Raw genomic sequence first — 13,977 nt, forward strand, 5'->3', positions numbered from 1 at the left:
CTAGCCCACCATCCCGCGCAAGCGCTGTTGAATTTCGACGACCTCGGTCATGAAGGCCTGCCCTACCTCCTCGATCTTGGTCATTTCCTTGGCGCTCAGATCGCCATCGGCCAAGGCGGTATGGATTTCCTGGGCAAACTTGCCTTGGGCGACCATCAGGCCCGTGACGTGCTCGAGCACGCTCATGTCCGATTCGACGGTGCAGTTCTCAGGGGCCCGCACCAACAAAAATCCGTGCTTATGAGCCAGGGCTCTCAGTACCCGGTAGTCGCCCGTCAAATCCATGATCTTGTCGACGTCGGCCAAGAGCGGCTTGTTGCACTCTTTCTTTGGGTCAGCCTTGTTGCGCAACACGGCAGCGCTCATGCCCATGCGCGGCGCCAAAGACTCTGCCCCGCCGGGCTGGTCATGTACCGTGTGATAGAAGGCGTCAATTGGGTTCATCTGTTACCCCTGAAATCTGATGATGTTTTGTTGCTAGTCCTGGCCTACAGTGGCCACATGGACAAAAAAATCAAACGACAACTACGAATTGCGCCGGGCGCACCCAGCCTCGAAAATGACCTCATGAGCCAAGACATCCGCGCTGAATTGATTGACGAAGCCTTCGACCTTGCTTATGAGGCCTTCGAAGCCCCAACCGACGAACACATCGAATGGGTGTTCGAGCGGTTGCTGTTCAATCGCGCTATTGGGGTCGGGATGGCTGGGGCTGTGACGCTGCATTGAGTAGGTCAATCCCAATCGGTTACGCTCAGAATCTCCAGTAACTGAACTTATCCAAAAGGAATTGACCATGAAAAAAATGCAGCTAACTGGCGTCACTGTTTTTGACGATGGAACCACCTTGCACGCAAAGCTTCGCTCATTTGTTGACGACGGCGATGTTTCGCATGAGCTATCTGCTAACGTTGTCTTGCAGTACTCGGATGTTGATGTCATGAGCCTCACCTTGAGCCAGATTCAGGACGATGCTCGTAGCCGTCTGAAGACAAGCGAATGGCCCTCGATATAGGCCCATTCCTTCGCAGGTCTTTGAGCATGACGTCAATGACCTGCTGCGAATCGAGGGGCGAAGATTTGATTTTCGACAGGCGCAACTCCAACGCAGGCCGGATCAGCCATAGAACGAAACGGGCATATAGGGTTTTAAGCATGGGAGGGCTCCTTGATTTTTTTTGACTTAAGAGCGCGCCCATGCAGGGTTAGCAAACGATTGCCGTTAATCCATCTCATGTCGCGCTGGTGCCCAGCAACCAACCCAGCAATGGTTGGTTGCGATACCCCGGCTGCCTTTGCGATTTGCGCCTGTGTCAGACCGCCAGAGATGAGATCGTCAATAATTTTTTTCCAGTCCATATCCGAATAATATAGGAATTCCTATTTATCAACAATAGGCAAAACTATTTCAAATGGCATCAGAATGCCTATATGCAAACATTTGGTAGCCGTCTTAAAGACGCTAGAAAAAAAGCGGGCCTAAGTCAGAAAGAGGTAGCCAACAGAATTGGTACCAAGCAGCCGCTTATCTCCGAGTTGGAAAACGACGAGTATCAAACCTCGGGCTTTACGCCCAGGTTGGCGCATCTTTACAAGGTCAACGCTCGATGGCTGGCGGAAGGCAAGGGGCCGCGTGACGCTTCGGCGATTGAGTTGCTGGACGATGTGGAGCTGGAAGACCTTCTGCGCCGTTATGCAAATCAAGATGACTCAACAAAAGCGATAGTCCAATACCTATTGCGAGAGGACCAAGACCCTAGGCCCGCATGGATGAGCGAAGGCACTGCCTCATTCATAGAAAACGCCAGGCAGCTTGTGCGAGAGCAGTTGCAGGCTGCCAAACAAAACTCGAGCACGGAAAAGTAACGCATGCAGAATCAGGCAACTTTGTTTACCCATGAAGTAACAAAACTTTAGTTTGATGTTTATTTGTGAGGAATCTTGCGTGAAAAACCCGCTGACCATCTTCGTTCTAGCTATAGCCCTAGTGGGCTGCGCCCCAGCCACTCTCGAGGGCGTCAGAAAAATGGGGCCGGATCGATCCTACGCATTCACTGCTGCGCAGAACTACCAGCAGGTCTATCGAACCGTTTTGGATCAGGCTAGAAAGTGCTATCAAACTGGAATGATCACCGCCCAGATGGTCGTTCAAGGCGATCTGTACCACGACATTAAATCGGGCACGATATCTGTGGCTCTGCATGGCGGCCTCGGTGTAGACACATACCAAGTAATCGACATAAGCGAGACGGGCGAAAACGAAACAAAAATCGTTGGGCACTACTCACTTGGCAGCGTGCAAAGCTACGGCTCATTGCTTGAATCCTGGGTATTGGCCGGCAACAAAGAGTGCCAAGTTTGACTTATGACGACCAACCGAAAGCCAGCGTTAAATCAAAGCCACCCCGGAGACAAACCCATGTTGAAGAAATTTGCCGCCCTGGCCATCGCGGCCGTCGTTGGACTAGTGACGTTTACGCCCGAGGTATTCGCCCATGGTGGCGGTTGTCGTAAAGACTCGCCACCGGGCCAGTGCTGTCACATGGACCGCAAGACCGGTACTAGCCATTGCCATTAAGCAGTATGCAAACGCCCACCCTAGTACTGCTCTCGATCGCGGCCGTCTTTGGACTGGCGCTTTGGATAGTGTGCCGGCGGGATTGATCCAAATACTTTTATAAAGGAAACGTTTTGAAGAAGGTTGTAATTGCAACACTCGCGCTGGCTTTGGCCGGCTGCGCTACCAAAAACTACGGTCGCCAGGGCGAACTGACCTCATACGAAAAAGAAACGATGACATGCAGAGAAATCGCGCTTGAAGAGGCGAAGGTGATGGGATTCCTCGAGCACGTCAACAAAGAAAGTGAATTCGATGGGCGCTCTGTCCTTTCCTTCTTGGGTGACTTCGGGATTGGGAATTTGATGGAAAAAGATAACGCCGTCAAGAGTGCAAATACGCGGCTTGCTCAGTTGAAAGAGGTTTCAACTCAGAAGAAATGCGGGCAGGGTGCCTCACTGTAGGAGCCCCATAGCATTTGGATTGGCAATTTCAATCCTCGCAGGGCTGGATTCCGTTACGCCGAAGGAGTGCTCTCACGGCATTGGTTCTGGCAAAAATTAACTGCCAGGCCAACGCTGTCACTTGATTCAAGATAAGGGTGAAGTTTGTTGTCATTGAATGCTCAAAACGCTCGAACATTTAGATCAAAGATTAACAACCCACCGCAATGAACTCCGTAGGATCAAGCAAGTAATAATTAAGACAAATTATGACAACAGAATATACAGAAGCAGACGCGCCGAAACTAACAATTAGCAGCGTTGAGGAAGCGCTAGAGTTGCTTGATAAATTGGGGGAAGATGACTTTGCTTTTACGGATCGCGATTATGAAAACCTAGAAATTACGGGCGTGGTAGCTACGCTGGCGATCGAAATCAATGGCCCCCCATTCCATGGGACGATCACAGGTGGGCTGGCGAGGGGCTTGTGGCATTACCAGAAAGAAATTTATAAGGCAGCCGCATTCGCCATCTACAATAATGATAATTACGGGAAAATACCTCGACAAGAACTAAAAAACTACACGCTGGTCTTTGATGTTGACGAGGGCTGCACAGAGCTTATCGCCAAAATTCTGGATATCGGAAAAAGCTTAGTTGAAAAAACCATGGACGGAATGACCCCAAAGGAGAAGGCTTCCTTATTGCTTAAAATCACACTGGCGATCAGCGGAGCTGCTGCGAGTGTCGTAATTGCAACAGCATTTAGCGAAGACTATTACAACCACAAATCAACTGTCTTGGTCGAAGAACAAAAAGCTAGGCAGGCCGAAGCAACTACAGAAGAAAATATCGAACGCATTAAGTCCGAAGTGGAGCGCGATAGGATTCAAGCCCAATTGGTTGCATCTCTTTTGGACAAAGAGCCTGTTCCTAGTCGCTTCAATGCAGCATCAGCAGAAGGGATTAAGGCGATTGCCAAGTACAGCCCAGAAGCCACAGCCCTAAAATTTGGCAATGTAGAGCTCGGAAAGGAGCAGTTGGAAGAGCTTAATCAACGATCATCAAGAGAAATCCCCGACGAATTCAATATTGTTGGATACTACCGAGTGACATCAACGACTGAGCCACTACCAGATGGAACCGTGAGGGTTGGCCTTTCTGGGAACGGTGACGATTTTACTGCTTATGTAGACTTGAACAATGAAGAATCGCCGATCACAGATGAGCAATCGGACGCATTGTTTTTGGCACCAAAAACAGGGGAACGACTTTACATGAATGTACGAATAAGACGTGCCAGTGACGGTATACGCTCTGCATACATTGAAAGCTTCCCTCCCATTCCAGCCGCAACCGCCAGCGCAAAAGCTGCGGACGACTAGCAAATATCGCACTACATTTGCAGAAGCGCCATTAAACCAACCCGTCGCACAAACTCCTCATACGCAATAGGCCGCCCGGCCCTCGCCTCCGGTCCATTCTCTTGCCAATGCACCCACGACCTCTTGGTCGTCGCATCATAGACGACCTTGAACAGGTGCGTTGGTACCGCCACCTGCCCTGTTCCGATCCGTTCTGAGCGGTCGGCATACACCGGCCCGGTGAACACATACACGTCCCCCTTGGCCCGCATGATGTATTTGCGGGTGTCCTGCTCGATCTTGTTCCATGGCCCGCTGTTCTGGCGCTGGTCTTGCGGGACCATGTTGGCCAGGCTGAAGCTTTGCGCCATGGCTTCGGGCGTGTGCATGTCGCCCGCTGGCGCCATGTGGCCACGGGCATAGCCTGAACCCTTGTAATCATCCAGCCTGGCCCGATCCGCCGACGGCAAGCGCCCTTCTTCATAGAACCGATCCTGTCGCTGAACGCTTTGTGCTTGCTCGAGCATCTGACGATTCAGGCGCTGTGCGACAAACACCGGCGTCTTGGTCTGACCACTGTGTAGGATCGCGAACGACGAATAACACAGCTCGCGCAGCCTAGGAGCAGCCGGTACCGCCGGCGGCTTGCCCGGGAAGAACTGCGGGCAGTCTTTGAACGAGGTTTGAACAAGGCCGGATTTCGCCGCGACGGGCGGCTGGCTGGCGACCGCCGTGGCCACGCGACCAATGTCGACATGCTCGAGCCCAACCAGGTCAGCCAGCTGTGGATTAAAAAGCGCGGTGAAAAACGCGAATGATGCCGCCGTAGAGGTCAGAAGCAGCTTGAAGCGCCTGCCTTTCTGGGGTGTTCTTTTGATACGTCTGCGTGTTGCCATGGCCTGAATTCTAACAACGTTATGCGGGCAGAATTTTACGTCTAGAGCCGCGCCAGGCGGGCGCCACCCACCCCAAACCCATACAATTAAATCTTGCAACATCAATCCGTCAAAACAACTTAACTTATTGATCTACAAGAACTTTCTATGCAAAACCCGCCAGTACGTGATAAACTTCAGCTCACTCGCCGCCGGTGAGAAAGCAGATAGGTAGGGGTGGCTTCGAAATGCAACCGAACAGCTCATAAATTCGGTATTGACTGAAACAACTGGTTAAATATACAGTACATACTCCCCGCCCCAAAAAGGATGCGCCCCCACCAGCTGGTACCTGGAAGGGGCGCGAGTTGCCACATTTCAGAAAAGCACTAAAAAGCAGCGACATGAATCATAACTTAGATGATCCCCCGGACCCCAACAATCCAGCCGGCGTCGAATTACACGCCTTCTGCCCCTCACTTCAAAGCACGGTCACGCTAGATCTACCTGTTACTGCCGCCGATATCGCTGCGCTCGACGAAGCTATTCGCCTGGCGCCTATTGGCGTACTGGACCGCCGCACTATCGCGCAATTAAGAAACTTGCGCGAACGCCTATCAATCACCGCCCCACATAACTAGCCGCAGCAACCTGACCGAGCAGTAGTCTTTGCCTTTGTTACAAATAAATATAGGAATTCCTATTGACTATAAATATCGGATTTCCTATACTTCATCCATCGCAGCACAGAACGCTTAGGCCCAAGGCCAGCAAGTAATGCTGCAGCAGTACCCCGGCAAGGCCGGTTTGCTCATTAACAACCAGACAAGCGATAAACAGGCCAATGACTGCATTGCAGTGGCTAGGCCCAGGGCGCAACCCGTTACCCCTGACACAAGATCGACGGCTACCGATACCCAGGATGGGCGAAAGCTCTGCCTGTGGACGGTTGAAGAGGTGCCACGCCAAAGCCAGAGCCGCTAATTGGAGCGGGAGTAGCTGGATGGCGTGGTGCCCCGGAAGTTATCCGAGACAGCTTTCAGTGAGAGCTGTGCCTGATAACCAAAAGGAGAAAAACATGCCCAACTGGGTCACAACAGAAATCAAGACAAGCCCGGAAGTGATCAGAAGCATGGTTAATGGCAACGGCAATATAGATTTCTCTACCGTTCTACCATTCCCTGGTGAATTCGAGTGGGGTGGCGTTTACGGTGATGCAGAAACCGCTGCTGAAGCGGTGCTTAGAAATCCACTGAGCGACCACCCTCTGATAGCTAGCCTGGAGGCCGCAAACCGAAGTCAAGCGGATATTGCCAAGCTAAGTGACGAGTCATTCGAACAGTTTATTCAGATGCTCAGGAATCATCGGAAATGCGGATTTCTGCATCAGATGGATTTTGCCCGCGAAAAATGGGGAAGCAAGTGGAACGCATGCGATAGCACCCATAACGCGGAAGATGGAACGGCGCGATTCGATACCGCTTGGTCTTGTCCGGAGCCGCTTTTAATCGAAGTCTCGAAGAAATTCCCGGATACAACCATCGAAGTCATGTTCGCCGATGAGGATATCGGCAGCAACTGCGGACGGTTCTCTTTGAAAAATGGGGTAATCATCTCATCCGATATCGCGCCGAGCTGGAACGACATGGACGAACAGGCGAGAAAGAAATGGTCTGACTTCGCCAGAAAGGTGAAGGGGTGGACGGATGAAGAAAATGACGATTCCGAATAATCCCGACCTAGACAGCCATCTCCGCCGACCATCAACGCCTCCATAACCAAGGGGAAGAAATTGGAAATCAATCAACTGAAACAGGTCAAGGTTGACGCCAAGACCATAAAGCTTTGTCTGAAGGTTAGAGACAGGTTCAGCTACATCATCGAAGATACGCAAGGCGATGTTCTCTTCCAGCAAGATGACGGATACGTACCTGAATTCATGCCAGGTGAACACTATGGCGATTACGTCATTCTGGACATCGACATTGATTCAGGCCAGATAGCCAACTGGCCAAAACTCACGGCGGCTGATATCGAAAAGGCTATCAAGCCTGACGAATACTAACTTCAACGCCTGCTTAGCTGGGATATGAGCCTCACCCAGGCTCAGGCCCCGTCCGGTTGGGTAAGCCGGAATCATCATCAAGGCGGCGGCGTGGAAAGCAGGCACGCGGGAGGCGCGGGAACAAGCGCGCACTATGAGCCGGAAACGGTTGAGGCTCCGGGTATCAGCACAGTAAGGCCAAATGGCTCGTTATCGAGAAGCGCACTGATACCAATTGCCGGGGTAGCGTCCGGCCCGCCTTGATGATGATGAATTACACAGGCCGACCGGGAAACCGGGTGTGTGCAGGCGTGAACGGTCTAGCGATCCTGCCCCCTACCATGCGGCGTTATCAGAGGCGAACCACCTGCCTAGGACATGGGAATGCAAACCTGCTGCAGCAGGCTGTGGTGACCACCCCGGGAAAGTAGCGGGGACTATCATCAAGGCGGAAGCACGTAAGCTCGTGCCGATCTAAGTGCGGAGTCTTGGAGCGGGCTAGAACCCAGCCAGAGTAGCGACTGGCTCGCCTTGATGATGGTGAATGGCATTGTGTCCGTGCAAGGTTAGTCCTACGGCGCATTTGCAGGTTCAAATCCTGCCACCATCACTCCCGGAATCTCTTGGAAAGTTGGGAGTAAAGATACAGCAAGAGTGACGCCCAGGAAGAGCACTGGGATCAACCGAAGCGGATGCAGGAACAACCAGGTTGCGAATACGCGCCCTGCCTGTGCAGCCTCGCGGCTGGCCCACGATACGGGCCATCTCACCATCAACCGACCACAAGGAGCATCATGTTTTTATCAGAACAGAGTTGCCGCGACATCATAATTGCCGCGCTTCACGCTAAATCGAGCACCAGTACGTTTCAAAGCGAATGTGCATCGATCAAAGAGGTGATCCAAGAGACGGTCGACGCATTGGTTAGCGCCGACCGCAAGCTACTAGAGCATTACAAAAAATCCGATTAAGGCTGTTGCAACTCTTTCGCCAAGGTTTTAACTAGAGTTGCCAAATAAACGCCGTCCGCAGTGCCTCGTGAAACGGCCTTCTCTCCAAAAATCACAGCTGTCGAATTATTGACGGGCAACGCCCCGGCCTGAGCTAAAGCCATAACGATATCTTTTGCCAAGCTATGGGCCATGTTTTCATTAATTTCCACTTTTCCATCCTTGTTGAGTTGTTAACGCGAAATTTCAACTTAGCACGGATGGTGACGGTCGGGAATAGACCGGCACCCTCAAGCAGTGGCGTTCGGTACAGCGTCTTAGCCGCGCTGATAACGACTCCTTCATGCTGACCCTATCCCGGGGCTTTACACCGGGCCCGAGCGTCACTCCTTGAGGGCTGCAGCGTTGCGGCTTGGCCCCGCAACACAACAAACCATCTGACTACGTGAAGGCGAACAACGCTGCCTCAAGCGAAGCTGCCTGCCCTCACCCTCTTTTCTTACTCCACCAGGAGAACCCCATGACCTACGTACTTGACCGGGACGGCATAGCCGCCTGCCCCGATGACCCGTTGCGCGTCGGCGCACCCACTTACATCGACATCGACTACGAAAAGATCGACGCCCTGGCTGCCGATTACGAGCACGAGGTTTACCAGGTCATCGACGGCTATCGCTCAACCGCCACGATCGCTGGAGACAGTTACGACGTTACCGAGCTATTTGAACTGATTTTCATGGTCGACAACCCGGAAACCATGCGACTGCTGATGGCCTACGACCGAGCAACAAAAGAACGGCTGATCAGCACCTGGTGCAAGAGCATGGCCGAAAAACACATTTTGGGGGAATGACATGAGCAACTGGCCCGGACAAGATTTAAGCCATAGCAACTACACGTTGAGATTCCCCCGCGTCAGCAAATACGACGGCATGGGGAAGTGGGAAAAGGGCTCAAGCACACCCCCTTGGGGCTGGCCGCTGGCTCTTGCAGCCGGGGTTGCTGTATCCGCCCTGTTCCTTTTTGGCCCAACGCTGGCCGCACGAATTATAGGAATGTGAAATGAGCGAAGTCATTGAGAAAGAATCAACCGAACTGGCCATCTTGCCGCCAGCAGAAACCGCCCTGCAGGTCTACCAGCAACCATCGGGCCTTGACCCTTACATCGAACGCATCCGGGCCGAGGTCACTGGTCATGAGCCCGACCTCACGACCGACAAGGGCCGCAAGGCCATCGCCAGCTTGGCATTCAAAGTGCGCAAATCCAAGACAGCACTCGATGCACTGGGCAAGCAGTTGGTCGACGACTTGAAAGAGATCCCGAAAAAGATCGACGCCGAGCGCAAGCGCATGCGCGAAACGCTGGACGCCCTGGCTGATGAAGTGCGCCGGCCGCTGGATGATTGGGAGGCGGCAGAAGAGGCGCGGATTGCCACCCATAAAGACCTGATCGCATGGATCAACCTGCGCGAGACGGAAAATCGCGATCTTGATGCCGCTGAGCTGAAGGCATCCATTGCCGAAGTCGAGGAAATCGAGATCGGCCCGCATCTGGATGAATTCGAACCGGAGGTGGCACGGGCGAAGGATCGGGCGCTGGCCAGCCTACGTGAAGCCCTAGCAGCCCGCGAGAAACACGAGGCCGAACAAGCCGAGCTTGCCCGCCTTCGCGCCGAAGCCGAAGCCCGACGCGTCCAGGACGAAAAGGACCGCATCGCCAGGGAGGCAGCAGAGCGCGCTACCCGGGAAGCTGAAGCCAAGGCCCAGGCCGAACGAGACGCAGCAGCCAAGCGCGAAGCCGACGCAAAAGCTGCCCAGGAACGCGCCGAACGCGAACGCCTGGAAGCCATCGAGCGCCAGAAACAAGCCGAAGCCCGGGCCGAAGCCGAAAAGCTGGCCGCAGAGCAACGCGCGAAAGAAGCCGCCGAGGCTGCCCGCCTGGCTGAAATCCAGCGTCAGAAAGACGAACAGACCCGCATTGAAGCCGAGCAGAAGGCCCGCGAAGCCGACCGGGCGCACCGAGTCAAGATCATGGGCGCGGCCAAAGAAGCCCTAATGATCGAGGGCATAGACGAGGAACAGGCGCGCGCCATCGTGCTTGCAATCGTTCGCGGCGAAGTGCCGCACGTCACTATCAATTTCTAAGGCAGATATGCGTAGCCGCTGCACCCTACACAAGACCAAGCTGACCGAATTCCAGAAATTTTGCGAGGAATACGGCTGGCGGGCCGAGCCGACGAAAGGCCCCTATGAGGTTCTGCGCATGCGTCATTCAGGTTGCGAAGACCCGATGATCGTTCATGGCCGGAACAGTGGCGATCACTTCACTACATGGGGCGAATCAGCGCGGATGGTTCGTCAGTACATCAGGAGCAAGAGACATGAAAGTCCTGCGTCCGCAAAACAAGCCGCGCATCAAGATGATTGATGGTCGCTGGTACGCCAGCCCTGGGCACGGTATCCCGTTGCGCCAGATGCATTTGATGTTGGCCGCCGCTATTGCGTTCTGTCGGCGACTGAACGGGAGGAAATTATGAGCACAGAAATTATTGAGGCCCCGCAAACTGCGGTGTCAGCCCCTGCACCCGCCGGATCACCCATGGCAATGGCAATTGCTGCCCTGCAGTCCGGCATGAGCCCGGAACAGATTAGCGCCATGATGGATTTGCAGGATCGCTACAACGCCACGCAGGCAAAGAAGGCCTACGACGAGGCGTTTGCTGCGTTCAAGGCCGAGTCCGTCCGAATCATCAAGGGCCGCGACGTGAAAGACGGCCCCCTGAAGGGCAAGAGTTATGCAGAGCTTCACGATGTCGTGAACGCGGTCACCCCCGCCCTGTCCAAACACGGCCTGTCGTCAAGCTGGAAGCTGACCAAAGACGAAAAGGACTGGATGGAAGTCACCTGCTACCTGCGCCATGTGGGCGGCCACGAAGAAAGTGTGAGCATGGGCGGCCCGCCAGATGCCGGCGGCGCAAAGAACGCCATCCAGGCCCGCGCCAGCACCAAGACCTACCTTGAGCGCTACACCCTTAAGGCCATCACAGGCCTTTCCGAGCAAAACGACGACACCGATGGTCGACCCGCTTTTGACCAGGACATTGTCGACGACTGGGTAGCTGCTGCCGAGTCTGCGGCAACCCTGGAAGAGCTAGACCAGACTTGGAAAGACGGCCTCAAGGAACTGGGCAAGACCGACTCGCTGCAAGTTTATGAGCGCTTCAAGGCCGCCGTCTCGACAGCCAAGAAGCGGCTGGAGACCAACAAATGAGCTACCAAGTCATCAATTGCGACCAGGGCAGTGAAGATTGGCACCGCATCCGCGCCGGCCGCATCACCGCCAGCATGTTCTCAACCATCCGAGCCAAGGTAAACGGACTGGACGAGAAGCAAACCAAGTATGTCGAGGCGATTCTAGCCGGCAGGACGGAAGCCGCTGCGCGGGAGATTGCCGGTTACAAGGCTGCGCCCAAAGCGGAGGCCGTCTTTCGCGCTATCGATGGCCTGCCTGTCGGCGAGTTCTCGGATGTGGCCAAAAACTATGCCTTTCGCCTGGCCGTCGAGCGTATCAGCGGTGAGCCACTAGATGAAGGTTTTCAGAACTTCGCCATGCGCCGCGGTCATGAGCTCGAGCCTCGCGCCCGCATGGAGCATGAGCTGCAATCCGGCCTTTTCGTCGAGCGCGCCGGGTTCGTCATGACTGCGGACGGTGTGTTCGGCGCCAGCGCTGACGGCCTGATTGATCCAGATGAAGGCAGTGAGTACAAGTGCTTTATCGCACCCGAGAAGCTGCGCGCCTTTTGGATCGACAACGACCCTTCCAGCGTTATGGAGCAGGCCCAGGGGTGCATGTGGATCACCGGCCGCAAGCGCTGGCACATCTGCCTTTACTGCCCGGCCCTTGAGGCCGCCGGCAAGCAACTCTGGTGGCAAGTCTTCGACCGTGACGACAACTACATCGAAAAGATGGAAGCCGACCTGCTGGAGTTCAAAGGGCTGGTTGATATGTACGAGCAGAAGTTACGGCTCAAGGAGGCCGCATGATTACGGAAGATCAATTCTTGAAGGAAGTCGACCAGCACGTCATGGAGGTCATCCGTGGCGACGGCCTATACCGGCACGTTCGGTTTCGACGCCCAGACACAATGTGCATGCACTTTGACCTGATCACCTGGCCAGGATACCTGTGCTACTGCGGCGATATGGGCACGTATGTCTTCTGTCGATTGGAAGATATGTTCGAGTTCTTCCGAACTGATCGTGATTACGCGCACCGCAGAGGCCGAAAACTATTTATCAACCCCGGCTACTGGTCGGAGAAGCTGCAGGCCGTTGACGGTAACCGCAACAGCGCGAGTGCCAAAGAGTTTTCAGCAGAGAAATTCGAACAGACGGTAAAGGACTGGCTTGCAGGCTGGATGCGACACCGTGGCCTGGACAAAGAGGGCCGTCGCGAACTGCGGCAACTGGTCGAAGATAGCGTTCTGGCCTGCGCCTACGACGGAGATGTTCGTGCCTTCGATGCAGCTATGAATTTCTCTAAGGAGGTTGGCGGACAACGCTTCGAGTTCACCGACTTCTGGGAGGTGGACTGCACCGAATACACCCACCGTTTCATGTGGTGCTGCTACGCCCTAGCGTGGGGGATCCAGCAATACGACGAATCAAAAACACTACAGGAGGCTGCGTAATGGCCCAGTTATTTGGATTGGCCCGAATCGGGCGAGATGCTGAAATTCGATACACCCAGGATGGAACGCCAGTTGCCGGCGTTGCGCTGGCTTTCAATTATGGCAAAAAGGGCCAGGACGGCAAAAGGCCTACCCAATGGGTAGAGGCGTCAATTTGGCGCCAACGAGCCGAGGCGCTTGCGCCCTACCTTCTGAAAGGTACTAGTGTGAGCGTGACGATTGATGATATCCACATCGAAACCTATCAACGTCAGGATGGCAGCACAGGCGTAAAACTGGTGGGCGTTATTTCATCAATCGAGTTTGCTGGCGCGCCAGCACAAGAACAAACGCAATCCCAGGCTCAACGACCAGCCGCCCCGGCACGACAAGAGCGGCCGGCAGCGCCCCGGGCGCCGGCGGCTAATTCCAGCTCGGGCGGAGGTCTGGCCGACCTCGACGACGATATCCCATTTAACCGGCTTGGCTCAGGACGATCTTGGCTGTGTATTTAGGGGGCAACCTCAATCACGTCAACAATTGCTTCGTTGGGAATATTTCCGCCATCACTGGCGCGGATTGAAACCTCGGATTCTTCAGGATATTTTGGGCCATCAACTCGCCTCATGATGATCCCAAGATCATTGAATCGAGAAACGTCGAGCACATACACAATCCCCCGTTCCTTGCCCCCAGAGGTTGCGAAACACTTGGCCACCTCCAGATTTTCGGCGGTCGAGATAAATGCCCCGCCCCACAAGCCTGAATCTATATGGTGAGCATGAACGGTATTTGTTTCTGTTTCCCCGTGGGTAAAAGTTCCGTCATAACTCGCTCTGCCATCGTACCGAGCTGTGACGCTTACTTTATTTCCACGTGGAGCAAGCTTTCCGCAGTTCTGCTGATGCATGCGCAGACTTACGCCCCAATAGAGAATTTCGGCCATTAGAAGCCCTCAAACTAAACCGCCAGTAGAAGCGGCAACTCTTAATCATACCCCCAACCACCACGAAGCCCGCGCCCCCAATAAGGGCGTGGGATAGACCTGTGCGCGAAACCCATGTTCATCAGGCC

Annotated in this window: 22 protein-coding genes; 16 read left to right on the forward strand and 6 right to left on the reverse strand. The window is 54.2% G+C overall.

The genetic code is table 11. The features are described 5' to 3' along the window. Window positions 1–444, reverse strand: a complete 444-nt coding sequence (locus CHR62_RS09245) for a phage regulatory CII family protein (RefSeq protein ID WP_123660745.1) — start codon at window positions 442–444, stop codon at window positions 1–3. 57 nt (window positions 445–501) lie between these two features. On the opposite strand from CHR62_RS09245, the gene CHR62_RS09250 reads away from it, so the two are divergent. Next, a complete protein-coding gene (locus CHR62_RS09250) occupies window positions 502–729 on the forward strand; it encodes a hypothetical protein (RefSeq protein ID WP_123660746.1) in 228 nt (75 codons plus the stop codon). Between the two features lie 218 nt (window positions 730–947). Here CHR62_RS09250 and CHR62_RS09255 read toward each other — a convergent pair whose 3' ends face one another. Together CHR62_RS09255 and CHR62_RS15985 are read right to left on the reverse strand one after the other, a co-directional pair. Beyond that, window positions 948–1,157, reverse strand: coding sequence for a hypothetical protein (locus tag CHR62_RS09255; protein ID WP_123660747.1), 210 nt, complete (start codon window positions 1,155–1,157; stop codon window positions 948–950). After that, window positions 1,150–1,359, reverse strand: a complete 210-nt coding sequence (locus CHR62_RS15985; RefSeq protein ID WP_123660748.1) for a helix-turn-helix domain-containing protein — start codon at window positions 1,357–1,359, stop codon at window positions 1,150–1,152. Before CHR62_RS15985 ends, CHR62_RS09255 begins: the two co-directional genes overlap by 8 nt. Before the next feature lie 72 nt (window positions 1,360–1,431). Between CHR62_RS15985 and CHR62_RS09265 the strand changes: the two genes are divergently transcribed. The 5 genes from CHR62_RS09265 (at window position 1,432) to CHR62_RS09280 (ending at window position 4,385) form a co-directional block, all read left to right on the forward strand. Beyond that, the gene (locus CHR62_RS09265; RefSeq protein WP_123660749.1) at window positions 1,432–1,866 is read left to right on the forward strand and encodes a helix-turn-helix domain-containing protein; all 435 of its coding nucleotides are present in this window, start codon (window positions 1,432–1,434) and stop codon (window positions 1,864–1,866) included. 79 nt (window positions 1,867–1,945) lie between these two features. Next, window positions 1,946–2,362 (forward strand): hypothetical protein, encoded by a 417-nt coding sequence (locus tag CHR62_RS09270; RefSeq protein ID WP_123660750.1) that lies wholly within the window; start codon window positions 1,946–1,948, stop codon window positions 2,360–2,362. Between the two features lie 57 nt (window positions 2,363–2,419). Then, window positions 2,420–2,578: a hypothetical protein gene (locus CHR62_RS15630; RefSeq protein WP_158609109.1), complete on the forward strand. Its 159-nt coding sequence runs from the start codon at window positions 2,420–2,422 to the stop codon at window positions 2,576–2,578. A 113-nt stretch (window positions 2,579–2,691) separates the two neighbouring features. Next, complete coding sequence (locus tag CHR62_RS09275) at window positions 2,692–3,021, forward strand: hypothetical protein (protein ID WP_123660751.1); 330 nt, start codon at window positions 2,692–2,694, stop codon at window positions 3,019–3,021. A gap of 248 nt (window positions 3,022–3,269) precedes the next feature. Next, complete coding sequence (locus CHR62_RS09280) at window positions 3,270–4,385, forward strand: hypothetical protein (RefSeq protein ID WP_123660752.1); 1,116 nt, start codon at window positions 3,270–3,272, stop codon at window positions 4,383–4,385. 11 nt (window positions 4,386–4,396) lie between these two features. Here the strand turns inward: CHR62_RS09280 and CHR62_RS09285 are convergent, their stop codons facing one another. Continuing rightward, window positions 4,397–5,260: a DNA/RNA non-specific endonuclease gene (locus CHR62_RS09285; protein ID WP_123660753.1), complete on the reverse strand. Its 864-nt coding sequence runs from the start codon at window positions 5,258–5,260 to the stop codon at window positions 4,397–4,399. Window positions 5,261–5,643: 383 nt separating this feature from the next. Here CHR62_RS09285 and CHR62_RS09290 point away from each other — a divergent pair, with 383 nt between their 5' ends. The 3 genes from CHR62_RS09290 (at window position 5,644) to CHR62_RS09300 (ending at window position 7,304) form a co-directional block, all read left to right on the forward strand. Continuing rightward, entirely contained in the window at window positions 5,644–5,880 is a 237-nt protein-coding gene (locus CHR62_RS09290; protein WP_123660754.1) for a hypothetical protein, read from the forward strand. A gap of 437 nt (window positions 5,881–6,317) precedes the next feature. Next, window positions 6,318–6,971: a hypothetical protein gene (locus CHR62_RS09295; protein ID WP_123660755.1), complete on the forward strand. Its 654-nt coding sequence runs from the start codon at window positions 6,318–6,320 to the stop codon at window positions 6,969–6,971. A 60-nt stretch (window positions 6,972–7,031) separates the two neighbouring features. Beyond that, the gene (locus CHR62_RS09300) at window positions 7,032–7,304 is read left to right on the forward strand and encodes a hypothetical protein (protein WP_123660756.1); all 273 of its coding nucleotides are present in this window, start codon (window positions 7,032–7,034) and stop codon (window positions 7,302–7,304) included. 946 nt (window positions 7,305–8,250) lie between these two features. On the opposite strand, the gene CHR62_RS09305 is transcribed toward CHR62_RS09300, so the two are convergent. After that, window positions 8,251–8,445, reverse strand: a complete 195-nt coding sequence (locus tag CHR62_RS09305) for a hypothetical protein (protein WP_123660757.1) — start codon at window positions 8,443–8,445, stop codon at window positions 8,251–8,253. 308 nt (window positions 8,446–8,753) lie between these two features. Between CHR62_RS09305 and CHR62_RS09310 the strand changes: the two genes are divergently transcribed. The 7 genes from CHR62_RS09310 (at window position 8,754) to CHR62_RS09335 (ending at window position 13,418) form a co-directional block, all read left to right on the forward strand. Beyond that, window positions 8,754–9,086: a hypothetical protein gene (locus CHR62_RS09310; RefSeq protein WP_123660758.1), complete on the forward strand. Its 333-nt coding sequence runs from the start codon at window positions 8,754–8,756 to the stop codon at window positions 9,084–9,086. Between the two features lie 209 nt (window positions 9,087–9,295). Continuing rightward, a complete protein-coding gene (locus CHR62_RS09315; protein WP_123660759.1) occupies window positions 9,296–10,378 on the forward strand; it encodes a hypothetical protein in 1,083 nt (360 codons plus the stop codon). Between the two features lie 236 nt (window positions 10,379–10,614). Next, the gene (locus CHR62_RS15635; protein ID WP_158609110.1) at window positions 10,615–10,770 is read left to right on the forward strand and encodes a hypothetical protein; all 156 of its coding nucleotides are present in this window, start codon (window positions 10,615–10,617) and stop codon (window positions 10,768–10,770) included. Beyond that, window positions 10,767–11,504, forward strand: a complete 738-nt coding sequence (locus CHR62_RS09320) for an ERF family protein (RefSeq protein WP_123660760.1) — start codon at window positions 10,767–10,769, stop codon at window positions 11,502–11,504. The genes CHR62_RS15635 and CHR62_RS09320 overlap by 4 nt, the downstream gene beginning before the upstream one ends. Continuing rightward, a complete protein-coding gene (locus CHR62_RS09325; RefSeq protein ID WP_123660761.1) occupies window positions 11,501–12,277 on the forward strand; it encodes a lambda exonuclease family protein in 777 nt (258 codons plus the stop codon). Before CHR62_RS09320 ends, CHR62_RS09325 begins: the two co-directional genes overlap by 4 nt. After that, window positions 12,274–12,924: a hypothetical protein gene (locus tag CHR62_RS09330; protein WP_123660762.1), complete on the forward strand. Its 651-nt coding sequence runs from the start codon at window positions 12,274–12,276 to the stop codon at window positions 12,922–12,924. Before CHR62_RS09325 ends, CHR62_RS09330 begins: the two co-directional genes overlap by 4 nt. After that, on the forward strand, window positions 12,924–13,418 hold the full coding sequence (locus tag CHR62_RS09335) for a single-stranded DNA-binding protein (RefSeq protein ID WP_123660763.1): 495 nt from the start codon (window positions 12,924–12,926) through the stop codon (window positions 13,416–13,418). The genes CHR62_RS09330 and CHR62_RS09335 overlap by 1 nt, the downstream gene beginning before the upstream one ends. On the opposite strand, the gene CHR62_RS09340 is transcribed toward CHR62_RS09335, so the two are convergent. Further along, window positions 13,415–13,849, reverse strand: a complete 435-nt coding sequence (locus tag CHR62_RS09340) for a hypothetical protein (RefSeq protein ID WP_123660764.1) — start codon at window positions 13,847–13,849, stop codon at window positions 13,415–13,417. The two genes, CHR62_RS09335 and CHR62_RS09340, sit on opposite strands and share 4 nt — an antisense overlap. Window positions 13,850–13,977: the final 128 nt, after the last annotated feature.

This window comes from Pusillimonas sp. NJUB218 (genome assembly GCF_003788685.1).
Lineage (GTDB): Bacteria > Pseudomonadota > Gammaproteobacteria > Burkholderiales > Burkholderiaceae_B > Neopusillimonas.